At 68.6% G+C, this 22,385-nt stretch carries 13 protein-coding genes; 7 read left to right on the forward strand and 6 right to left on the reverse strand.

Annotated features, from left to right (window positions below):
- Nucleotides 1–18: 18 nt before the first annotated feature.
- The 3 genes from IPQ09_15380 to IPQ09_15390 all read left to right on the forward strand — a co-directional run bounded on the left by IPQ09_15380 (nucleotide 19) and on the right by IPQ09_15390 (nucleotide 4,839).
- On the forward strand, nucleotides 19–1,509 hold the full coding sequence (locus IPQ09_15380) for a Ni/Fe hydrogenase subunit alpha (GenBank protein MBL0195577.1): 1,491 nt from the start codon (nucleotides 19–21) through the stop codon (nucleotides 1,507–1,509).
- The gene (hypF, locus tag IPQ09_15385) at nucleotides 1,506–4,394 is read left to right on the forward strand and encodes a carbamoyltransferase HypF (GenBank protein ID MBL0195578.1); all 2,889 of its coding nucleotides are present in this window, start codon (nucleotides 1,506–1,508) and stop codon (nucleotides 4,392–4,394) included. Before IPQ09_15380 ends, hypF begins: the two co-directional genes overlap by 4 nt.
- A gap of 130 nt (nucleotides 4,395–4,524) precedes the next feature.
- Nucleotides 4,525–4,839: a hypothetical protein gene (locus tag IPQ09_15390; protein ID MBL0195579.1), complete on the forward strand. Its 315-nt coding sequence runs from the start codon at nucleotides 4,525–4,527 to the stop codon at nucleotides 4,837–4,839.
- Between the two features lie 267 nt (nucleotides 4,840–5,106).
- Here IPQ09_15390 and IPQ09_15395 read toward each other — a convergent pair whose 3' ends face one another.
- Nucleotides 5,107–7,026: a hypothetical protein gene (locus IPQ09_15395; GenBank protein MBL0195580.1), complete on the reverse strand. Its 1,920-nt coding sequence runs from the start codon at nucleotides 7,024–7,026 to the stop codon at nucleotides 5,107–5,109.
- A gap of 1,106 nt (nucleotides 7,027–8,132) precedes the next feature.
- Between IPQ09_15395 and IPQ09_15400 the strand changes: the two genes are divergently transcribed.
- Entirely contained in the window at nucleotides 8,133–9,476 is a 1,344-nt protein-coding gene (locus IPQ09_15400) for an ISL3 family transposase (protein MBL0195581.1), read from the forward strand.
- Nucleotides 9,477–9,867: 391 nt separating this feature from the next.
- Here IPQ09_15400 and IPQ09_15405 read toward each other — a convergent pair whose 3' ends face one another.
- The gene (locus IPQ09_15405) at nucleotides 9,868–11,616 is read right to left on the reverse strand and encodes a protein kinase (protein MBL0195582.1); all 1,749 of its coding nucleotides are present in this window, start codon (nucleotides 11,614–11,616) and stop codon (nucleotides 9,868–9,870) included.
- Between the two features lie 1,076 nt (nucleotides 11,617–12,692).
- Here IPQ09_15405 and IPQ09_15410 point away from each other — a divergent pair.
- The 3 genes from IPQ09_15410 (at nucleotide 12,693) to IPQ09_15420 (ending at nucleotide 18,973) form a co-directional block, all read left to right on the forward strand.
- On the forward strand, nucleotides 12,693–14,417 hold the full coding sequence (locus tag IPQ09_15410; protein ID MBL0195583.1) for a protein kinase: 1,725 nt from the start codon (nucleotides 12,693–12,695) through the stop codon (nucleotides 14,415–14,417).
- A gap of 45 nt (nucleotides 14,418–14,462) precedes the next feature.
- Nucleotides 14,463–15,476 (forward strand): DUF4384 domain-containing protein, encoded by a 1,014-nt coding sequence (locus tag IPQ09_15415; GenBank protein ID MBL0195584.1) that lies wholly within the window; start codon nucleotides 14,463–14,465, stop codon nucleotides 15,474–15,476.
- 62 nt (nucleotides 15,477–15,538) lie between these two features.
- Nucleotides 15,539–18,973 (forward strand): caspase family protein, encoded by a 3,435-nt coding sequence (locus tag IPQ09_15420; GenBank protein MBL0195585.1) that lies wholly within the window; start codon nucleotides 15,539–15,541, stop codon nucleotides 18,971–18,973.
- Between the two features lie 988 nt (nucleotides 18,974–19,961).
- Here IPQ09_15420 and IPQ09_15425 read toward each other — a convergent pair.
- From IPQ09_15425 to IPQ09_15440, 4 genes are read right to left on the reverse strand one after another with little or no spacing between them, the layout of a single operon-like run.
- On the reverse strand, nucleotides 19,962–20,201 hold the full coding sequence (locus IPQ09_15425) for a hypothetical protein (GenBank protein MBL0195586.1): 240 nt from the start codon (nucleotides 20,199–20,201) through the stop codon (nucleotides 19,962–19,964).
- 5 nt (nucleotides 20,202–20,206) lie between these two features.
- Nucleotides 20,207–21,181, reverse strand: a complete 975-nt coding sequence (locus tag IPQ09_15430) for a hypothetical protein (protein MBL0195587.1) — start codon at nucleotides 21,179–21,181, stop codon at nucleotides 20,207–20,209.
- A gap of 30 nt (nucleotides 21,182–21,211) precedes the next feature.
- Complete coding sequence (locus IPQ09_15435) at nucleotides 21,212–21,451, reverse strand: hypothetical protein (GenBank protein MBL0195588.1); 240 nt, start codon at nucleotides 21,449–21,451, stop codon at nucleotides 21,212–21,214.
- 6 nt (nucleotides 21,452–21,457) lie between these two features.
- On the reverse strand, nucleotides 21,458–22,090 hold the full coding sequence (locus IPQ09_15440; protein ID MBL0195589.1) for a hypothetical protein: 633 nt from the start codon (nucleotides 22,088–22,090) through the stop codon (nucleotides 21,458–21,460).
- Between the last annotated feature and the right edge of the window lie 295 nt (nucleotides 22,091–22,385).

The following is a 22,385-nucleotide window of genomic DNA, read 5'->3' on the forward strand; positions in this document are numbered from 1 at the left end:
GTCCCGGGAGACCGCACCATGCCGAATGCGCCCCACTCACCCCTCGACACAGCCGCGAACCCCGAGGGGCTCCGGCGCGTGGTGATCGAGCCCGTGTCTCGCGTGGAGGGGCACGGCAAGGTCACCATCCTCCTCGACGAGCAGCGCAAGGTGCACCAGGTGCGCCTCCACATCGTCGAGTTCCGGGGGTTCGAGCGGTTCATCCAGGGGCGACCCTACTGGGAGGTGCCCGTGATGGTGCAGCGCCTCTGCGGCATCTGCCCCGTGAGCCACCACCTCGCCGCCTCCAAGGCCCTCGATCAGGTGGTCGGCGCGCGCACCCTCACGCCCGCCGCGGAGCGCGTGCGGCGGCTCATGCACTACGGACAAATCTTGCAGTCGCACGCGCTGCACTTCTATCACCTCGCCTCGCCCGACCTGCTCTTCGGCTTCGAGAGCGAGCCCGGTCGACGCAACGTGGTGGGCGTGCTCGCGGCTCACCCGGAGATCGCGCGCCAGGGCATCTTGTTGCGGAAGTTCGGCCAAGAGGTCATTCGTGTCACGGCGGGCAAGCGCATCCACGGCACGGGGTCCATCCCGGGCGGAGTGAACAAGGCCGTCACGGTGGCCGAGCGCGACGAGCTCCTCCGCCCCCTCCCCGACATGCTCGCGTGGGCCGAGGCCGGCGTGCGCCTCGTGGCCGAGCTCCACAACGCGAACCGCGAGCTCTACGACACGTTCGGCACGGTGCGCTCGAGCCTCTTGTCCCTCGTGGGGCGCGACGGCGAGCTCGACCTCTACGACGGCGTGCTCCGCGCGCGCGACGCCGACGGCGCGCTCCTCTTCGACGGCGCCGCCCCCGAGCAGTACGACGACCTGCTGCGCGAGAACGTGCGCTCGTGGAGCTACATGAAGTTCCCGTTCATCGCGTCGCGTGGCGCCGAAGACGGCTGGTACAAGGTGGGCCCGCTCGCGCGCCTGCAGAACTGCGATCGCGTCGGCACGCCGCGCGCGGAGGCCGCGCGGCAGGAGCTGCTCGCGAGCTCGCCCGGGCGCCTCATCCACGCGCCGCTCGCGTTCCATTGGGCGCGCATGATCGAGCTGCTCCACGCCGCCGAGGTCATCGAGCGGCTGCTCGCCGATCCCGAGCTCCTCGGCCAGGAGCTCGTCGCCTCGGGCCCGCGACAGCGGAGCGGCGTGGGGATCCTGGAGGCGCCCCGCGGCACCCTGATTCACCACTACGAGGTGGGCGACGACGATCTCGTCACCATGTGCAACCTCATCGTCTCCACCACGCACAACAACCAGGCGATGAACGAGGCGATCCGCGAGGTCGCGCGGCGCTTCCTGGACGGACGCGAGCCGACGGAGGGGCTGCTCAACCACATCGAGGTGGCCATTCGGGCCTTCGATCCTTGCCTGTCGTGCGCGACGCACGCGCTTGGAAAGATGCCACTCCACGTCGACATCGTGGGGCCCTCGGGCGAGCTGCTCGAGCGCCTCGCGCGGGACGGCGAGCGCGAGGCGTGACGCCCGCGCCGCTGCTCCTTTTCGCTGTCGGCAACCCCTCGCGCGGCGACGACGCCCTCGGTCCCACCCTCCTCGACCGCGTGAGCGCCTCGCTCGCCCCGGAGATCGCGCGCGGCGAGGTGGAGCTGCTCGCCGACTTTCAGCTCCAGCCCGAGCACGCGCTCGACCTCGTGGGCCGAGCGCGCGTGGTCTTCGTCGACGCGTGCGTGCGGGCCGCGCCACCCTTCGAGTGGCGGCGGCTCCGACTGCGCGAGGAGGCGCGCCGAGACACGTCGACGTCGAGCCACGCGATGTCGCCGAGCGCCCTCCTCGAGGCGTACCGGGCGGTGGAGCCGGCGGGGAGCACGCCCCCCGAGGCATGGACGCTCGCGATACGCGGGGAGCGCTTCGAGCTCGGAGAGCCGCTCTCGCCGCGGGCGGCGGCTCACCTCGACGCGGCGGTGGACGACCTCGTGAGCCGGGTGCGCGGCGAGTGGGCGGAGGGCGCCGACGTGACGGGCGGCGGCGTGGTGGCGGGCGAGCGGGTCGTGCTCGAGGGCGTGGTGCAGGGGGTCGGCTTTCGGCCGTGGGTGCACCGCGTGGCGAGCGCGCTCGGGCTCTCCGGAAAGGTGTGGAATACATCTAACGGCGTCACCGTCGACGCCTACGGCCCGCCCGCGGCGCTGCGCGCGCTCGGCGTCGCGCTCCAGCGCGAGGCGCCCGCGGGCGCCGTCGTGCGGAGCGTGCACCGGTCGCCGCTCGCGTCGCTCCCGCCCGGCGCCCACGGGTTCACCGTCGGCGAGAGCGACGCGAGCGGCCCCGTCGCGATGGGCCTGCCGCCCGACCTCGCGACCTGCGCCGCGTGCCTCGCCGAGGTCGCGTCGCCGAGCGATCGCCACCACGGCTACGCGTTCACGAGCTGCACGGGCTGCGGTCCCCGCCTCGCGGTGATCCTCGCGCTTCCCTACGACCGCCAGAACACGACGCTCGCGGGCTTCGCGCTCTGCACGGCGTGCGCGCGCGACTACGCGACCCCGAGCGCGCGCAGGTTTCACGCCCAGACCCTCGCCTGCCCCGCGTGCGGGCCGCGCGTGTGGCTCGCGGATCCGGAGGGCGTCCCCACGCCCGCGGGCGAGCCCGTCGCGGCGGCGGCGGCGGCGCTTCGCGACGGCGCGATCGTGGGCGTCCAGGGGCTCGGGGCGTTTCACCTCGTGTGCGACGCGACCTCCTCGCGGGCCGTCGCTGAGCTCCGCCGACGCAAGCGCAGGGAGACGCAGCCGCTCGCGGTGATGGTCGCGGACCTCGAGGCCGCGCTCGCCCTCGCAGAGCTCGACGTCGCGGCGCGCGAGGCGCTCTGCTCCCCGGCCCGACCCATCGTGCTGGCCCCCTCGCGCGGCGCCTCGATCGCCTGCGAGGTGCGAGGCCCCTCGCTGCGCGCGGGCGTGCTCCTGCCCTACACGCCGCTCCACGCCGCGCTGCTCGCGGAGGCCGGGAGGCCGCTCGTGTTCACCTCGGGCAACGCGAGCGGGGGCCCCGCGATCATCGACCACGAGGGCGCGCTGACGCACCTCTCCGGCCTGGTCGACGCGCTGCTGCTCCACGATCGACCGATCGCGCGCCGCGTGGAGGACTCGGTCGTGGCGACGGGGCCGCGCGGCCTGCGCGTGCTCCGCCGCTCGCGCGGGTTCGCGCCGCACCCCGTGCGCCTCCCGAGGGCGTCGCCCGAGCCCGTGCTCGCGGTCGGTGGCCACCAAAAGAACACCGCGTGCGTCGTGGTCGGCGACCTCGCCTACCTCACCCCACACCTGGGAGATCTTGGCCTCTACGAGGGCGAGCTCGCTTGGCGCCGCGAGGTGGAGGGGTTCGAGGCGCTGCTCGGCGTGCGCGCCGAGGTGCTCGCGCACGACCTCCACCCCGACTACGCGTCCACGCGGTACGCCCTCGCGCGGGCCGCGCGACGCCGCGTCGGCGTGCAGCACCACGCCGCGCACGCGCTCGCGACGCTGGCTGAGATCCACGTGCGAGAGCCCGTGTTGGCGGTCGTGTACGACGGGACCGGCTGGGGGCCGGACGGCACCGCGTGGGGCGCCGAGCTCCTCGCGGTGGACGGGGCGCGCTGGCAACGCGTGAGCGCGTTCCGCCCCGTGCCGCTGCCCGGCGGCGAGCGCGCGATCCGCGACGTCTGGCGCGCGGCCCTGGGGATGCTGCACGACGCCTTCGGGAGCGACGAAGCGCGCGCGCTCGCCGAGCGGTTCGAGGTCTTTCGCGCGCAGACGCCTGCGCGGCTCGACACGGTGCTTCGCGCGCTCGACGGGGGCGCCGCGACCACGCGCGCGCGAGGCCTCGGCCGGTGGTTCGACGCGCTCGGAGCGCTGGTGCTCGGGCTGTCGCACGCCGGCTTCGACGGCCACGTCGCGCTCGCGCTGGAGGAGCACGCCGACCCCCGCGACGCCCCACCCTACCCGATCGACACGCCGACCCGCCTCGCGCTCGACGGTCCGCTCTCGGCGGCGAACGAGATCGATCCACGACCCACCGTCCACGCCGTCGTGCAAGACCTCCTCGCAGGCGCGGCGCCGGGCTGGGTCGCGGCGCGCGTCCACGCGACGGTGGTGGAGGCGACGTGCACCGTGGCCGCGCGAGCCCTCGCCGAGACCGGCCTCCGGCGCGTGGTGCTCTCGGGTGGTGCGCTTCAGAACAGGCTCCTCGAGCGGGGCCTCGTCGCGCGGCTCGGCGCCGAGACCGTCGTCATGGCGAGGGACGTGCCGGTGAACGACGGCGGCCTCGCGCTCGGCCAAGCGTGGGCCGCTGTGCTCGCGCTGACCGAGCCCGCGAGCGCGGCGGTCGATCGCGCGGCGGGGCTCGCGCGCGAGGACGAACCGGCGATCACGTGCTCGTCCACGTAGGCTTCGCTATCCGAAGGATCGCCCCCGAGGACCTCGCCGAGACGCTCGCCTTCTTCGAGGCCATGGCGTCCGAAGATCTCGAGGGCCTCTCGCCGGGCGACGCGCGCGCGGACGCTCCGAAGGCGCCCGCGTGGCGCTGGCAGAGGCGGGCCACCACGTGCTCACCTACGGCGACATGCTGCGGGTCCCCGGCCGCGCGCGCTCGCTCGACGACGCGCGGGCCGCGGGCGCTCGCGTCGACGTGCTCTACGCGGCTACGCAGGCCGCCGGTGGGAGCCCGCGCGAGCGACCACCCCGTCGTGTTCTTTTGCCACCGGCTTCGAGACCATGGGATTTCTTCGGCACGATCGAGGCACCATTCTCCGCCCATCGGTACAGAGATTTCCAGAGCAGGCTGTCTCACGTGATGTTGGCACAGGGCCGCGCCCGCTCGTCGGGCCGGTGAACACGATGGGGCTCGGGCGCTCGAACCGGATGGGCCACTCGAGGGTGAACAGCTCCTTCTCGTGCACCAAGAACGGGAGCGGGAGGTTCGGTGTATTGCACACAAGCTTCTGCGCGTCCCGGGTGGCGATGCGCTCGACGAAATGCAGCAGGCCCTGCGCGTCGACGCGCACGATGGGGATCGCGGGGCGCACCTCGCTTGGCGGCTAGGCTCGCGGCGTGGTACGCGAACCACTGAGCCCGTTCCTCGCCGCCGACCTCGTGACCCTCAACGCGCGCGGACCGCACGCTTCAGCTGATCCACGATCATCTGTATTGAGGGCCGGTATCCGTAGAGGGGATTCGGCGCTCCATCGACCTCCTTGTCGGCCGCGGCGGCGGTGATGGGGCAGATCGAGCCGACGATGCCCTGGTCCTTCAGGGCGTGCGCAACGCGCAGCTCACGCGTCGTCGGGTAGGCCTTGGCGCGGCTCTGGATGGTGGCCGACGAGCACAGCGGCGGGTTCTTCGAGCCGTCGCAGTCGCAGGTCTCGCGGTTGGAGACCCCACACGCCGCCGGGAGCCTGAGCGGAAAGGTGCATGCATATTGCAGGTCTCGCCCCTTCGTGTCCCAGTCGCGTAGCTGCCCCGCCTCTTCGTTGTTCCCAGGGGTTGAGCTCGGCGCTGGTCGGCCAGCGCGCGGAACAATGGAAGCATCCATCCGAGGATCGATGCCTTCGAGGTTGTACCTGGCGGGGTCGCTGCCGAGGATCTTGACCCAGTCATTCTCGCTGAGCTTGCTCCGCCCGGAGTCCTTCGGATCAAAGTGAAGTAGGTCGTGCGGTACGCCGCCGATCACCGCGAAGAAGACCTGATCGGGCGTGCGGGGACCCTTCTCGAGGGTGCAGAGTCTCCCATCGCTCTCGCCCTCTGCCGAGGTCGGGAGGTTCTTCGAGAAGAGGGGGTTTCGGCAATTCGCTTGGCCGACGTAGTTGCCATTCGCGTCGTGCTCACTCAGGCGGTCGGGGACCTGGGTCTTGGACAGACCGTCGACGTAGCGCTGGATGGGGTATTGCGGATCGACGCCATATCGCTTCTTCATCTTGTGGAAGCGAACGTTCATGTCGTCGTCGTTCTTGCCATAAAACCCAGCGTTTTCCTTACAGCGAGGGTCGTTTTTGACGACCGGCGAGTCCTTGAAGCCGCACGAGGTGCAGTCTGGGCTGGCAGGATTGGTATCGCACGCTGAGTTGCCCTTGGGCGCCGTCGAGCCGCCGCGGCTTGGGTCACGCTGCGCGCCCGGCACGCCAACCGAGGCCGGAAAGACCGTGTTCATGAACGCCCACCCCTGGCCGCCGAGGGAGAGCGGATCAACCGAAGAGTCGTCCTCGTCGGTCAAGAGCACGACGACGACGAGTGAGTCTGGGCGGAGAAAGTCCGCGCGCTGCTGGAGGATCGTTTGGTCCGTCCCCGCGTACCTCGCGGTGTTGCCCTCGCGGACGATCCGCTCGTACGGGTCTGGTTGCACGAGGAAGTGGTAGAAGCTCTCGAGCTGCGCCTCCAGCCCGCAGCCGTGTTCCTTCACGCCGGCGACGAGCCCCGAGAACGCACCGTTGAGCTCGTCCAGCGAGGTGTAGGGCGTCGCGCCCGGCGAGGGACTCGTCGTCTCGTTGCGTTTCACGGAGGGGAACCACGCGAGAAAGTTCGATGGGCTCGCGTTCGCGATGGCCGTTTCCTTGACGCCGGAGCGGTTGACGAGGCGACCCTTGTCGTCGTTGTGGGCTACCAGGCTCGGGTCCACAGGGCTCGTGGCGTCGGTCGGGCAGCTGTCGGACCCAAAGCCTCCCATCGACGAGGTGACCACGCCGACGTGAATGTCGGAGATGGGCCTGTGCTCGGCCCGGCCCGTCGCACACTCCTGCCCCTCTCCCGCCGCCGGGTCGGCGCGAGTGCCGTTCGGCTTTCCGTCGGCGTCCACGCAGCGAGGCGTGACGAGACTCTGGATGAGCTCCGGTACGGCCTCAGCCAGAAGGGCCTGCTTGTCGCCCATAGAGCGTGAATTGTCGATCATGAGCAAGAGATCGATTTTCGTCGAAGGCGGCTGCGCGACGGGGAACGTGTAGGTGGTGACGTCCGCGCAGGCCAGCGTTGTGAACGTGGCGAGCGCGACGAGCGCAACAGAGGGGATTCGTACGGCTAGGCCCTGCATGCTTCTCTCCCACGCTGTTCTATACACGAAGCCACGCTGGGCATGAGCCGTTTCGGCGGATCGTTGGGGAACGGACCGAGCGGCGAAGACGACGCGGGTGCCGAGAGCGTAGGCGAAACAAGCCACTCTCCCAGAGCTGGCGCATGGCGGGACGGCGTGGCTCGAGGCACCTGCACGGTGGCCGGTGGCCGCGCCGAGCCGGTTTCGGCCCTGGCACGGAGGTTGCCGAACCCGAGCAACCTGCATGCGGGCGCATGCCCGAGAGGCCGCGCGCCCAAGGGCGGCCCGTTCGAGACGAGTGGAACAGGCGTGGACTACGACGGCCAGCAACGGTCGAGCACGAGTCGTCGTGGGGAATCCCGAGCGGGCGAACGTTGAAGTACCAGTTCCATGGCTGCACGGACGTTCGAGATCGAGAGCGGCTATCGCATCGTACGCGGCGTGGCGCTCGGGTTCGCGTTCGGGCTTGGGGGCGTAGTGGTCCTTGTAGGCCAAGTCTCGACGGGCGAGCTTCTCGCCTGGCCGGCGGGCCGTGGCCATGAGCCGATGCGCGACGGCGCGGATCGGGCGAACGGGAGCGCGCTCGCGCGGAGGGCAACGGCGCAAGTCGCTGATCAGATGCGACGGGGTCGACGGGGGCTGGCCTGGCGCTTGACCCTCGCTGTCGCTTCCGCTTACCGTCGCCCCATGAATCAACCAGGCCAAATGGCGAACAGCCAGCAGGCTCCGCGGGCGCCGCAGCGCAATGTCGGGCTCTTGGTTCTCGGCGTGATTGCGCTCGGGGCCGCGACCGTCGCAATGTTGCTCTACGCTTATTCGGCGCGGCAAGCGCTCAGCTCGCTGGACCTTGGTTCTTCGTTCCTCACCGAATCGTGGGAGAAGAGGATGAGTATATTCGCGCTCTTTCTCGAAAGTCGGGCAGGGTTCCGAGCGCCTTTCGTCGCTCGAGCACGTGAAAGGGGCGGGTTGCGCCTCGGGCGCCGGCCTGAGGCGCGGGGTCGATCTCGAGCGGCGGCGATCTTGGGCGTGAGAGTGCGCTCCCCCACCCATTCCGCACCGTGCGGTGGCATCCATCGGGTTGTGAAAAGCAGCCTGGAGGACACCGGATGGGGCAGCGCGCTCGTATTCTTACAGAAATTCTCGGCTTCGATGGGTGGCGTGTGAAGGAGGCCTACTTCGAGAACGCTACCGGCGAACGGGTGACGCCCGGCCGGCTGTACGCCGCGCTTCGCGAGACGAAGGTCGTGCTCGTTGTCGAGCGTCGATGGGTTCGGCGGTGCGGCCGGTGCACGGAGAGGTGCCCCCGCATCCACGAGCAAGGGAAGCCGCGGCGCTGGGCGGACCTGCCGTGGGGCGACCACCCCGTCGAGATCGAGTATGCCGCCAGCCGGGTAAAGTGCCGAACGTGTGGCACGGCGACGACCGAAATGGTCGCGTGGGCCGACCCCTACCAGCGGCAGAGTAGGCGCCTGCAGCAGCGCCTCGCAGTCGAGGCCGCGTCCATGCCGGTCATGCACGTCGCCGCGCTTCACGGCCTCAGCTGGCTGACCGTTCACCGCGCGGAAGAGCGCGCGCTCGCGCGGTGGGAGGCGACTTGTCCGACCCGCCCGCTCCGTCATGTCGGCGTCGACGAGAAGTGGCTCGGCCGCCGCCACCACCTTGCCCACAAGTACGTCACGATCGTGAGCGACCTGGAGACGGGCGAGCCAGTGTGGATCGGCCATGGCCGAAGCGAAGCGACGCTGCGGGGCTGGCTCGAAAGCCTGTCGCTCGAGCAGCGAAGCACCATCAAGCTCTTCGCCATGGACCTGCACCGGGGCTTTTGGAACGCGGTCGACGGCGTTCCGGGCCTCGAGCACGCTCCCGTGGTGCACGACCCGTTTCACATCATGAAGCTCGCCGGGGCCATGCTCGACGAGCTCCGTCGCGAGGTCTTCTTCCGCGCGGGCCCCGAGTTGCGCGCCGTCGGCAAGGGACGCCGCTGGCTCCTGCTCCGCGCCTGGGAGCGCACGAGTGAAGACCAGCGCGCCGACCTGAAGATGCTCCTCGCGCACAACAAGACCTTGGCTCGCGCCTACCAGATCAAGGAGGAGCTCCGCGAAGTCCTGCGAGCGCCTGATCGAAGCGCGATGAAGGCGGGGCTCGACCGCATCCTTCGTCGGACCAACCGGCACAGCATCCGTCCGCTGCGCCGACTGCACGATACTCTCAATGAGCGGTACAACGAGATCGTTGCCTTGGCCGAGCACCGCCCCGCTGTTGGGCGAGTCGAAGCGCTCAACAACAACTGGGAGACGCTGGTCCGAAGGGCCCGCGGATACCGAGACCACGCATACCTCCTACGCAAGTTGCGCTTCATGACGGCGAACCCCATCCGCGAGAGGGACGGGATCAGACGCTTCCTCGCTCTCGGCCTTAACCCGCCTCTCCCACTCGGTCGGGCGGCCTAACAAACTATGCGCTCCCACGCAGCCCGACTTCTGACAAAGAGCCTATATTCGGCGGTGCGGGCACTCTGTTCGGCATCGCCGGAGTCACGATGCTAGTGCTCGGCGCGCGCAAGCGCTGACGAAGCCGGACACGGCGGGTCCCCTGATTTGGGGCATCCTCGGGGAAGGCATCTATCACGGAGGGCAAAGGCGCAAATCGCTGAACGGATGCGACGGGGTCGACGGGTACTCGCAACCTGCCCGGTGTGGACAGAATGAGCTCGATCTTTTTCGTGTATCCGATCGAGGGCAAGGAGGTCACCGCGGTGGTCCCTCTCGCACCTTCCCGCGAGTGGTTCCGGCCCTATGTCACGGCTCGTTCCGAGAGGGAGCGGCTCGACAAGCAGAGGCTTCAGAGCTTCCCGGCAGCCCGCAGCTGGTCGCACTTCGTGCGCTTCTGTTCCGTCATCGTGTCGCGAACTTCGGCGGCCTTCGCTTCGAGCTCGGGTCGGCCCGACATCTCAAGCATCTTTAGATTTCTCTCTTGGTCCGGGGTCAGGTACGGGAGGTTGCCCTTGCAAACCGCAATCATCCGCACCTCCGCCGCCGCCGCCTGTTCTTCTGGCGTCTTGACGCGTACGGGTTCCTTCGGCGCCACACCCCGAGCCGCCGCGGAAGGGACCGTCGCGGGGGCGTGCACGGTTGCCACGAGGTTCGTGGACCTCGCGGCATCGTCGCCGCCGTCGAGCGCACCGATAGCTGACACGCCGGAGTCCGTGCCTGAATGGGGGGCGCCGCTCGAGCTCGAAGCCCAAGCGACCTTGGCGAGCTCGCTGGAGGGCACGCTGGCCACCGGCGGCGAGGGCATCGAGGACCCCGTGCTCGACGGAGCAACGCTCGCGTCGCTCGGCGGCCTGCTTCGCCCGAGCACCCCCCCGACGACCCCGATCGCCACCAGCGTGCCGACCACCGCGGCCCCCAGCTTGCCCCGGCTCCCGGCCCTCGGCGACGGCGGGCTAGGCGGTGGGCTCGGTCGGGTCTCCGGGAGGTACGTCGGGATCGCCGCGCCGAGCTGGGTCTCGGGGCCCTCGGACTTGCGTCTCGGCCGCGTCGGCGCGGGTGTCGCGGCGAGGACGGCGGGCGCCTGGGGGGAGAAGTCCGCGAGGTGGTCCAGCGACGTACCCACCACGCCGGCTACCCCGATCGCCCCCTTCGGCCTCCCCGGTTCCGGCGCGCGCAGCGTGTTCGCGCCCGTGGTGAGCGCGGCCAACGCCGCCGCCGCTTCCCCCGCGCTCGACCACCGCTTCCTCGCGTCCATCTCCAGACACCGAAGAAACCACCCGTCGAAGCCCCCCGGCAAGAGCCTCGCACGGTCCCCCGCGCGCTCGCTCGCCGGCGCGCGTGAGGTGAGCGCCATCGTCATCGCCGCGCCAATCTCCTGCGCCGTCGTCGCGTCCCAGTACTGCCCTGGCTTGCCGCCCACGAGCATCTCGTACGTAATCAGCCCCATCGCCCAAAGGTCCGTCTGCGGCGTCACGTGATCGGCGATCTCGATTCCGCTCTTCAGCGCCATTCGCCGGAACAGCGGGCCGAGCTGCTCCGGCGCCGCGTACGCCGGCGTCCCCAGCTCGGTCGCCGTGCCCGCGCCCTCCAGCAGCTTCGCGATGCCGAAATCCAGCACCTTCAGCACCGGACGCTGCTTCCTGTCCCGCGTCACGTACAGATTGCTCGGCTTCAGGTCCCGGTGCACCACGCCCCGCTCGTGCGCCTGGTCCAGCGCCTCGGCGAGCTGCTCTACGAGCGTGCACACCTGCGTCGCCTCGAGCGGCTGGGCGATGAGCGCTTCCACGCTCTCCCCCACGAGCAGCTCCATCACGAAGTAGGGAACGCGGCGCTCCGCGTCGACGCTCGCGAAGAGCACGCTCACGATGTGCGGGCTCTCTCCGATGGTCGCTCCGATCTGCGCCTCCTGCTGGAACCGGTCGAGCACCCCGGATCGGTCCGCCAGGTGCGGCAGGATCACCTTGATCGCGCACGCCTTCCCCGTCCCGAGGTTCGTGCCTCGGTACACGATGCCCATCCCTCCCTCGGCGACCAGCCCGTCGATCCGGAAGTGACCGCCGAGAGTGTCCCCAACCTGCACCGTCCGTGTCTGCGCCATGGGCCGCGAAGGTAGCACTCCTGGTGCGACCGAATGGGTCCCTGAACCGCAGAAGAACGCCCCGCCTATGGCCAGGTCGTCGCTTTCCGGTTCACGGCGGAGGCCCGTCGAGGGACGGGGGACGAGCCGGGGACGACCCCGGGACGACCCCGGGACGACCCCTCGGTCATGATGGCTTCCCTTCGTGAGGTGCGTGTCGTCGCAGCGCGTGAGCGCGGAGCAGCCGGCGAGCCGCGGTGCCGGCGATCCGCCTGCCCAGATCCTGCCGATCGGAGCAACCGGAATCCCCGCCCCGGAGCGGCCCCATTGGCTGGACGGATACTCCCGCGTCGCCGAGCCCCTCACGCGCTTCGATTAACCATCACGCACACCGGATGCCCCGCACGGCAGCGCGACCCCCACGCCGCCGTCCCGGGGCATCGCCCGTGGCGCGGACACTTCTCGCCCGCGATGCCCAGCCCGCCGTTGGCGCGCGCCTTCGCGATGCTTCACGAAGGGGGCGGACGTCGCCATCAAGCACCTGGCGCGCGCACATGAAGCAGACAAAGGAGCAGCAGCAGCAACGGGCACCATGGCCGTTCCGCCGGTGCCCAGGGCCAAGAGCGGCAAGCCCGTCGCGGAGGTGACCCGTGGGTCGACCTGACGGAGACGGCCCTCCGCGAGTGGGTCCGCCGCGCCGAGGCCGGCACCGGCGAGCGACGGGACGTTCTCAGGACGGAGGAGCGGCAAGGGCTCTCCCGCCTCGGCGCGGACCCGAAGAACCGTTGACGCCACCTGCGCCCTCGCCGGGCCAAGATCCCGGGTGACATCGGAGGGTCGCTCCCTCTAAGCTGCCGCACCGCGCCCCACACACGGATGCAGCACGCGATGAGCAAACGCACGGAAGACCAGGAAGGCGCGAAGGCGTGGGCGCTCAAAGTGGCGAAGGGGTCCGAAAGGCTCTGGCCGGCTGCTTTGCGATGCAAGTCGGCCATTGAGCTTCGCGACGCCCATGTAAGTCGACCACGGTCGACCGCTTGAGGCGCGGCGAAGTCGCCTCGACACCCCACCCGCGCCTCCCCGAAGGAATTTTCGATATGCTAACGATCGGGTCGACATTCGCGGGCGAGTTCCTCGTCGAGTCGCACCTGAAGAGTGGCGGGATGGGCAGCGTCTTCGTCGTTCGCCAGCTCAGCACGGACCGACGCCGCGCCCTGAAGGTGATGCGACGCGAGTTCTTCGAGGAACCATCCCTTCGCGAGCGATTCTCCCTGGAAGCGCGCATCGCGGCCCGCCTCGAGACGCCGCATACGGTCGACGTGATAGGCGCAGGTGTCGACGCGCCCACAGGCATTCCTTGGCTTTGTATGGAGCTGCTCAGCGGTGAAGACCTTGGGGCCCGTATCAAGCGTGGGGGGCCGATGGCGTGGGCAGAGCTGCGCCCGCACATCAAGGCGCTCGCCCAGGTTATGGCGCGTGCCGCGAGCGCGGGCGTCGTGCATAGAGATTTGAAGCCCGAGAACCTCTTCTTGGCGCGCGCCTCAGACTCGGCTGACGTAAGCGTACTCAAGGTCCTTGATTTTGGCATTGCAAAGCTCCTTCTCTCGGGCGCGCTGACCACAGCGGCGCTTGGTACGCCTTTGTGGTCTTCGCCCGAGCAACTTTCGCGCGGCCACGTGTCGGCTGGCACGGACGTTTGGTCACTTGGACTCATCGTGTTCTACCTCCTCACGGGTACCCACTACTGGAAGGGGATTCACCCGGACGGCACCGGGGACCTCGCGTCACTCCTCTACGACATAACAACTCGCGAGCTGGACCCCCCCTCGCTTCGCCCGGGCGGCCCCCGCCTTCCGCGCGGGTTCGATCCGTGGTTTCGGACCTGCCTCGCCAGGGACGCCAACTCTCGCTTCGCGGACGGCGGCACGGCACTCGATGCGCTCATCGCGCTGTTCGAGACTCCGCCGCCCGGCATCGTTGGATTTGGGCCTTCACCACTTGCCGCCTCTTTCCCAATAGCCATTCCTTCCGCGCCGCGGCCACAAAAGGGTGCGGCGGGAGGACATCCGCCAGCCGAGAGCGCGCAGAGCTTCGGCCCCTCGGCGGTGGGCTCCATGGCTTTTGCTCCTCGGCCCGACGTACCGGTGTCTGCTCCGCCCCCATCAGCGCACCACACCGGTGTTCAGGCCACGAGCGCTTTGCTGCCCAAGGCCTCGCGCTTACCGTGGGTGGCGACGGCCGTCTTCCTTGCACTGGCGCTCCTGGGTGTTGGCAGCGCACTCGCCGTTCGTCAGTCGCAGCAAGAAGGCCCGCCGTTGGCTCCGAGCGCGAGCAGCCAGGCCCGGCGCGCGGTCGACCCCGCCCCCGTCGACAGTGCTCCGTCAGCACTCCCTTCGACGGTCGCGAGCAGCCCAGGACCCGCCGGACCGAAACCAAGCGCAGGACCGCGACCCGTTGGCCCAAATCCCACGCCCCCTGCGCCTCCAGCGCGGTTGGGGCCGACCGTCGCTCCGGTCAGCTCTACCGTCGAGACCGGACCTCTGGGCAAGGCCGCCGCCGCCAATGGTCTTCAGCGACTGCTGGGGCCTACGAAGTCCTGCTATGAGAAGGAGCTCGCTAGGAATCCTGCGTGGCAAGGGCCGGTGCAGGTCACACTCAGCGTTCGCGCAGACGGTGGCGTGGAGGGAGTCTCCGGGCGCGTGTCTGGAGCTGCCGACCTCACGTTTTGCATTCAGCAAGCCGCGAGTGCGTTGTCCTTTGGCAAGAGCACTGCAGCGAGCAAAGTCATCCTCCGAATGCAACTTTCAGTCGGGACACCTTAGGCCAACTTCGTCGGGACACCGCTCCCGTCCAACGAGAGTAAGTACATGAACATACCAACACGGCACGCCTCCGCTCTAGCCGCCGTCATCACATCGACTGTCTTCGCCTGCGGCGGCCGTGGCGCATCCGAGCCTCGCAGCTGCGACGGCGCGGCGCGCGAGCAGCTCGTCTGCGAGGCAGAGTTTTCTTACGACGCCACCAAGGCCGGCGGAGGCTTCTCCGTGCTCGGCACGGCTAGCGCGAACGCGTCGCACGAGACCACTGCACTTCGTGCGCTCGACAACTCCGTGGAGCGCTACGCAGCCGCGTCGCGTCGCCTTTGCGACGAGTACAACAAGTGTGTGCTCAGCAAGGAACGCTATGCGACCGAGAGCGCTCAGCTACGCGCCCAGCTTCAGCGCATCGGTTCTGCCCGCGAAGACATCGCAAAGACACCCGCTCCGGCCCGGGGCCGCGCCATCGCGGAGGCTTACGAGAAGCTCGTGGTCGGAGACGACCCGAACGGGCTCTCACTCGACTTCACGCTGGAGGCGAAGCGCCCGGCGGACGCGGACTACCGACCGGTCGATTCGGGCGTCTCGCTCCCGACGGGAGCGCGCTTGGCCGCGACGCTCTCGACGAGCAAGACCGCGTACGTCTACTTCTTCACGAAGACGATGGGAGGAAAGACGGAGGTCGTCTTTCCGAACAAGGAGATCGTTCAGAAAAATCCCCTTCCAGCCGGGGTACGGCTCCGCATCCCGGAGGGCACGGGCTCCTTCGTGCTCGATTCGCGTGACGTCGGTACGAAAGAGAGACTCTTCGTGGTCGCCTCCGTCACACCGATCGACGCACTCGAGGCCTCCGTCGCTTCGGGGACCTCCGCCGTGAACGAGAGCCTCGAGAGGGTGGGGTCGGGAGCGGAGTGCACGCGTGGGCTCACGTTCAAGAAGGGCGAGCCGAAAGCGGGCTGCGTGCGCGGACGCGGGCTTCGAGTCGAGGCAAACCCAAGCCGCACCTTGACGGAGCCTGGCGACGACATGGTTACCGCGACGTTCGACTATCTTCACACGAAGTGAGCTCGGTCGGGGCCGCACGCGCGTCGCCGCGTGACAAGAGGAATTGTCCCTAGGTAGCGCGCGTGAAGTGTTACGACGAGAAGGTGCTGAAGCGCCTCCTCCTGGTCGCCCTCGCTCTCACCGCCGCCCTCGCCGCGTGCGCTCCGCCGCCCAAGTCGGTGCGCCGCGGCTTCGTTCCCGCCGAGTCGAACGCAGCCGCGGCGCCGGCTCTGGGCGACGTTCGTTTCGTGCCCCAGGCAGGGCACGGAATGCCCGCGCTCGCGGTCGCCGTAGCAGCAAACGGTCGCTACGCAGTCAGCGCAGGCGAAGACGGAATGCTCGCGCACTGGGACCTCGCGACCAAGCGGCTGGTGCGCACGCTGTTCGTTCCGGCCACCATACGTTCGGCGGCGCTCTCCTCCGACGGCCGGACGGCGCTGGTGGCTGGCGTCGACGAGGTGACCGTCTATCGTGAGCTCAAGTTGGGCGGCAAGCTCGACGACGAGCACGCGAAGAACCACTTCGCGATCGGCGTGTGGGATCTCGTTGAAGGGAGACGATCGCGGCGACTCGAAGGGCACACCACGGTCGTGCGTGGGCTAGCGCTCTTCGGGGACGGAAAGTACGCCCTCTCGTGCGCGGAGAGCGGCGAAGTGATGACCTGGGACATCGCGAAGGCCAAGATGCTCTCGTCGTTCACCACCCACGGAATACTCACGACGTGTGCGCTCTCGCCTGACGCGACGACGCTGGCGACCGCAGGCGAAGACAGGAAGGTCCACCTCTGGGACGTCGCGCGCCGCACCGAGCTGCGTGCCTTCGCGGGGCACTCCGATTCCATCGAATCGATTGCCTTCTCGAGCGACGGAAAGCTCCTGGTCAGCGCGAGCCGCGATCGATCTGCACGAGTCTGGAACGTGAGCGGTGTCCTTCCTCCCCGCGTGTTCGGGCCTCATGAGGGCGCCGTCGCGTTCGCGGCGGTTCGCAACAGCGGAGCCCTCGTCACGGGGGGACCCGCTGAAGGGGGAATTAAAGTATGGGACGCGAGCGGCAGGCTCCTACGCACGGTTTCATCGAGGGGAATCACGCTCGGCGCCCTCACGCCGGAGGCAGGCATCGCGCTCACCAGCAACGCGGACGCGAGCGTGAACTTGTTCGATCTCACGACCGGAACGCTGACGCGCAAATTTGCTGGCCGTTCGTTGCGTGTCGACGCGCTCGGGTTCTCGGCAGACGGCGCGCACCTCGTCTCGGGCGGGGTGAAGGGCGCCACGCTCTGGAACACTCCCACGTTGTATCGCGCGCGCCACTTTGCCGACGAGCCCGGCAGCCTGGGCAGACACCTCGGAATCTCGGAGAGCGGACGACTCATCGGGGCCCAAACTGCCGACAACCACGTGCGAACGATGTCTGCGGAGAGCGGGCGCCCCAAGTCAGACCTGGGCGTCTGGGCGGGTAGCGCATCCCCGTTTGACCAGGGGAAGGCGCTGGTCGGGCGCGGCGCGCAGATTTCCCTCGTCGACCTCGACACCGAGCGCACCGTCGTCACCATTCCTGCGCGACCCGAGGACATCGCGGGGTGGACCCTCTCGAGCGATGGCACCACCCTGGTGACGCTCGATGGCGCAGGTACGCTTCGATTGTGGAAGACCGCGGACGGATCGTTGCAGCGGGCCATGACCCGTGCGTCTCCGCTTCCGGTTCCCGCGGGGGCCGTTGTCGTGCTGCGCCTCGAAGGCAGCCGTATCTTCGTGTTCGTGGGCGATCTCTTGTCTTCTTCGCTGAACGTCTGGGATCTTCAGTCGGGTCGAACGCGGGAGATCGCGGCCACGTCGCGCGACGTCACGAGCGCGCGTTTCCTCAACGACGGGCGAGCGCTGCTCATCGGTACCGTCGACGGCGACGTTCACGTGTGGGACACCGAGCTCGGGGTGTTGCTCCGCAAGATCGAAGGCCACGGTGGCGCCGTCACCAGCATCGCCGCGCCACCTCGCGGTCGGCTGTATGCCAGCGGCACGGCGGACGGCGCTGTGCGGCTTGCCAATATCGATACAGGGTCTTCGGCGACGTTGCTCGACGCGGGCGGGGAGTGGCTCATCTATACGGATGACGGGTATTTCGACGCCTCGCGCAGCGGCGCGGACCTCGTGGCGATGGTCAAGGGGCTCGAGGTCTTCGCGGTCGACCAGTTCGCGATCAAGAACAACCGGCCCGACGTCATTCTTCGTCGCTTCGGCCTGGGCACCCCAGCGGTGCTCGCGCACTACGAGAGCCGCTTCGAGCGTCGTCTGCGGCGAGCGGGGCTCACGGCAGAGCGGCTGAGGAGCGATCTTCACGTCCCCGAGGCCACCATCGTCCGCGTGAAGACCGAGGGGAAGGTCGTCGACTTGCAGCTCAAGCTGAAGGACACCACCTTCCCGCTCAAGCGCTACAACGTCTACGTCAACGACGTGCCGTTGTTCGGCGCCTCCGGAAAAGAGATCGACGGCAAGGAGCGCGCCCTCACGGAGCGAATCGAGCTGACCGAAGGCACGAACCGAATCGAGGTGAGCTGCACCAATGGTGTTGGTGTCGAGTCGTATCGCGCCCAGACGGTCGTCGAATATACGAACAAGACCAGAGGCTCGCTCTATTACGTTGGTTTTGGGGTGTCGAAGTACAAGGATGAGCGCCTCGATCTCGAGTTCGCTCACAAGGACGCGCAGGACCTTGGGCGCGTTCTGGGAAGTGCCAAGCGGGAGTTCGACCGGGTCGAGGTCAAGACCTTCCAGAACGAAGAGGTCGGCCCGGAGGCTTTCGTTCGCGCCAAAGCTTTCCTCGAGGCGGCGGGCGTGGATGACACGGTGGTGGTCTTCATCGCAGGGCACGGCGTGCACGCAGGCGATCGTGAAGGCACCTATTACTACGTGGTCCACGCGACGGAGGTGAATCGCCTGGCTGAGACGGCGGTGAACTTCGACGTGGTGGAGGGGCTGGTGCAGGGGATCCGTGCGCGGCGCAGACTGGTGCTGCTCGATACCTGCGAGTCGGGTGAGCTCGACGACGAACGGGATGCGCGCGCTGCGCTTCCAGCGGGCGGTGCTCGAGGCCTCCGCTCGCGCGCCATTCGAGGATTGCGGGTCGACACGGGCGGCAGCGCGGCGCCCGGCGCGAAGGCCGGCCCCGCGCCCACCACGGCGACTAACCTCCGACGCAGCTACCTCAGCCAGCGTGACCGCTACGTCTACAGCGACGTTTCACGACGAAGCGGCGCCATCGTGCTGGCCTCTGCGCAGGGCACCGAGTCTTCGTACGAGAGCCAGGACACCCAGAACGGCTTCTTCACCTACGAGCTCATCGCGAGCCTCTCGGCGAGCTCCGCCGACGTCGATCGCGACGGGTGGCTCAACACCCGCGAGCTCCGCGACTCGGTGAGCCGCGCCGTCTCCCAACGCAGCGCCGGACGCCAGAACCCGACCATCGACCGCGACAACATTCAGCAGCGCATCGCGCTCCCACTAGTCCCGCGCACGCGGTGAGGCCTCTGTTGGATTGGCCTGAACCTGACTAGAACACGTACCCGCCGGCGACCGTGAAGCCGAGGGCGGCACTGAAGTTGTGGGTGATTATTCCGAACGTCGGGCGGGCGGCGATCTCGATGTGGTCCGCGACCACCACGCCGATCTCGAGGAGGGCCTGGAAAAGCGGCCCCGCGTTCCCCCCCCGCCGACCACACCGCCAAGCCTCGCGCCCGTGCCGAAGAACCAGGGCGAAGCCTCTCCGAAATGAGCTCGGAACGTCGCGTCGGCGTTCGGAATCAATAGGGTAGATGTCGCGGGAACGATGCTCAGCGAGGCGCGCGCCTGAAAGTCCCACAGTCGGGAGATTCCCTTGCGCAGTCCAGCCCCGAGGGTGAGCTCGGGGCGGCCGGGTGGGAACTGTGCCCCATTCGAAGCGAAAAGACCAATGCCCCCGTGCGCCGACCAGCGGAGCTTGAGACGTTCCTCCATGAGCTTGGCCTCTTCCGCCTCGTCTTCCGCTCGCTGCTCCTCCGTTTTGATGCCCTCCTGCTTGGCGCCGCGCCGGATAGCGCGCCCCCATGCGTCGCTCGGGGCGGGCTCGGACACCGCCGGTGGCGACGAAGGTGCGGGTGGCTCCGCGTGGGCGCGGGTCTCGCTCGCAAGCAAGGCCACGCCGGCTGCGAAATGAGCGGCCGCAACGCGCGGAAGGAGACGTGGTTTCTTCATCGTGGCTACCGTGGAGAGCGGTTCGCGCCGCTCGCGGTTGGGACGGAGGGAGGCGCGGTGTTCGCCGTCAGAACGCGAAGCCTGCGCCAGCCGAGAACGTGTAGAAGACGAGGGTGCCTCCGCTTCCGGCGATGAAGCCGACCTCGAACGGTCGCGCGACAGCGAAGAAGCCCTTTCCAGGGCCCCTCTTGATGGGGAAGAAGCGCCCTCGGCGCCAAATCCGAAATGGGCAAGCACTCCCGCCACGGGGGCGCTCCGGGGTCGCGTGAGGCTGAACCACTCACGGCTCCTCCGCAAAGGGTGCGCGGATGCAGACGGGTTTCGGAGGTTGGTCGGGGCCCGCGCCGTCTGCGCAGCGGTAGACAGTGGTGTCCTTCTCGCGCTGCTTGCGCACGACCCAGATGCGCCGCTCCTCCGAGAGTTGCGTCACGTCTTTGGGGTCGGGTGGGGCGCACGCGGCGAGGGAGCCGAGGGCGAGCGTGAGTGCGATCAGCGTGAGCGTTCGGTCGATCCTAAACATGGCGGTCATCTCGGTCTTCGGGGTGGCAGCTTCATTGTGGAGGCGTAGGGGACGCCAGGATCGGAGCTCGTGGCGCGTGGAGTGCCCACCGCCGGGAAGCTGGCCGAGCGCCAACATGGGGCTAAAATACATATGCGCCGCCGCCGATGAAGCCGACGGCGGGGCGGGGGTTGAGAGAGTCCGAGGGACGGACGGACGACAAGCTCGATGTGATCCGCTACCACCACGCCGATCTCGAGGAGAGCCTGGACGAATGGCACCACCGTGAAGTGGGGAATCTCGGAGAATGACGTGCCGGTGGACGACGTCCGCTTCTCCACCAGAGTCCCCGAAACGACCATAGTGCCAAACCTCGCGCCCGTGCCGAAAAACCACGGAGAAGCCGCGCCGAAATGGACGCGAAACGTCGCATCGACGCTGGGGATCACCATCGTGCCTCTAGCCTCCCTGCTAACGTCTTCTTTTTGGGAGGATTCGTTCGGGAGGCGCCTCTCGTCCGAGGCGGGAACGATACTCAGTGAGGCGCGGGCCTGAAAGTCCCATAGCCGGGAGAGGCCCTTCCGCAGGCCGGGCCCGAGAGCGAACTCTGCGCCGCCCAGCTGGAGATACCCCGAGTTCGCCCTGGTGTTGCTCAAAGTATACTGCGTTGCAAACGCACCGACGCCCGCGTGAACGGACCAGCGTAGCTTGAGGCGTTCCGCCATGAGCTTGGCCTCTTCCGCCTCGTCTTCCTCCTTCTGCTCATCCGTCTTGATGCCCTCTTGCTTGGCGCCGCGGCGGATCGCCTGCCCCCACGCGTCGGTCGGGGTAGGCTCGGAGGCCGCCGACTGCGTACGAGGCTGTGACGTCGGCTCCGCGGGTTGCTCGGCGGCTTTCTTCAGCGGGATGTCCGCGTAGGCGTGGGGCACGCTCGTGAGCAAAGCTACGCCGGCTGCGACATGGGCGGCGGCAAGGCGGAGGGCGAGACAGGGTTTCTTCATCGGGGCTTCAGTGAACGAACGGAAGAAGACTCAGGGCTGCTCTGCGAAGGGTGCGCGGATGCAGACGGGTTTCGGGGGTTGGTCAGGGCCTGCGCCGTCTGCGCAGCGGTAGACCGTGGTGTCCTTCTCACGCTGCCTGCGGACGACCCAGATGCGCCGCTCCTCCGAGAGTTGCCACACGTCCTTGGGGTCAGGGGGGGCGCACGCGGCGAGGGCGCCGAGCGTGAGCGTGAGTGCGATCAGCGTGAGCGTTCGATCGATCCTAAGCATGGGCGGTCATCTCGGTCTTCGGGGTGGCAGCTTCAGCTTGGAGGCGTCGGGGACGCCCCCATCGGAGCTCGCGGCGCGTGGAGTGGTGGGCAGCTCGACGATTTGGGTGTCGACGCTGGAGCCGGCGTCTTCGTTCCGGAACTGGCGGTCTCTGCGGATGCCGTCGCGATCGACCGCGGGGCCCACGCCGGGAAGCTGACCGACCGTCCTGAAGAGCTTGTTGGAGCGCTTCCTCGCGGCGCTCTGGAAGTCCTCTTGCGACACGTCTTGCGACTTGCCCGTGTTGCCGAGCAAATCCTGCTTGGTCGTGGGATGAACAGTGAACTCTGCGATGAGCAGATTCGCGTCTTCGCGAAGAATGAAGGTGTCCTCGCCCTCCTCTTCCACGTCCTTTACCGTCCAGCGGACCTCCGTGGTCCCGACGTCGTTGCGCTCCAGGCTGCCGAATTTCCGGAGCTCAGCGTTCGTGGCATTGGCCACCTGCGAAAATGGCGCGAGGAGGATGAAGCGTAGGCGAAGGCGGACCGACTCCAGCGGCGAGCGGGCAACCGGCCGGAAGAGGAAGCCGCAGCCCACGGAGGACAACGCTGAGCCCGCGAAGACCGCGGCCACGGCGAACGTCACCGCGCGGCGAGACACCCTTTCCGCCGCGCTGTCCGCCGCGCTGTCCGCCGCCCTGTCCACCGCGCTCTCAGCTCGCCCCGCCATCGATGCGAGACGCTAGAGCAGCTCGGCGGGCGTGTAAACCACGGACCACATGGATTCAATCCGGCGCGGCTACACACGTCGGGAAGGGCCGTGACCCCACCTTTAGCAGCCCGTTGATTTACTGGTTCAAAGCCCCGGACCTCGGCGGTCCACGGGCTCTTCTTGCCGCGATCTCGTCGTCCGCGTCCTCGACGACCGCGTGGCCGTGGACGCGCAGGAAGGTCCC

It is taken from the genome of Myxococcales bacterium (assembly GCA_016720545.1).
Classification (GTDB): Bacteria; Myxococcota_A; Polyangia; order Polyangiales; family Polyangiaceae; genus JAAFHV01.

Excerpts from the sequence above, each read along its gene's own strand:
- IPQ09_15380 (MBL0195577.1), top strand. The coding sequence starts at position 19 with ATGCCGAATGCGCCCCACTCACCCCTCGACACAGCCGCGAACCCCGAG.
- IPQ09_15395 (MBL0195580.1), bottom strand. The coding sequence starts at position 7,026 with ATGCAGGGCCTAGCCGTACGAATCCCCTCTGTTGCGCTCGTCGCGCTC.
- IPQ09_15400 (MBL0195581.1), top strand. The coding sequence starts at position 8,133 with ATGGGGCAGCGCGCTCGTATTCTTACAGAAATTCTCGGCTTCGATGGG.
- IPQ09_15405 (MBL0195582.1), bottom strand. The coding sequence starts at position 11,616 with ATGGCGCAGACACGGACGGTGCAGGTTGGGGACACTCTCGGCGGTCAC.
- IPQ09_15410 (MBL0195583.1), top strand. The coding sequence starts at position 12,693 with ATGCTAACGATCGGGTCGACATTCGCGGGCGAGTTCCTCGTCGAGTCG.
- IPQ09_15415 (MBL0195584.1), top strand. The coding sequence starts at position 14,463 with ATGAACATACCAACACGGCACGCCTCCGCTCTAGCCGCCGTCATCACA.
- IPQ09_15425 (MBL0195586.1), bottom strand. The coding sequence starts at position 20,201 with ATGTTTAGGATCGACCGAACGCTCACGCTGATCGCACTCACGCTCGCC.
- IPQ09_15430 (MBL0195587.1), bottom strand. The coding sequence starts at position 21,181 with ATGAAGAAACCCTGTCTCGCCCTCCGCCTTGCCGCCGCCCATGTCGCA.
- IPQ09_15435 (MBL0195588.1), bottom strand. The coding sequence starts at position 21,451 with ATGCTTAGGATCGATCGAACGCTCACGCTGATCGCACTCACGCTCACG.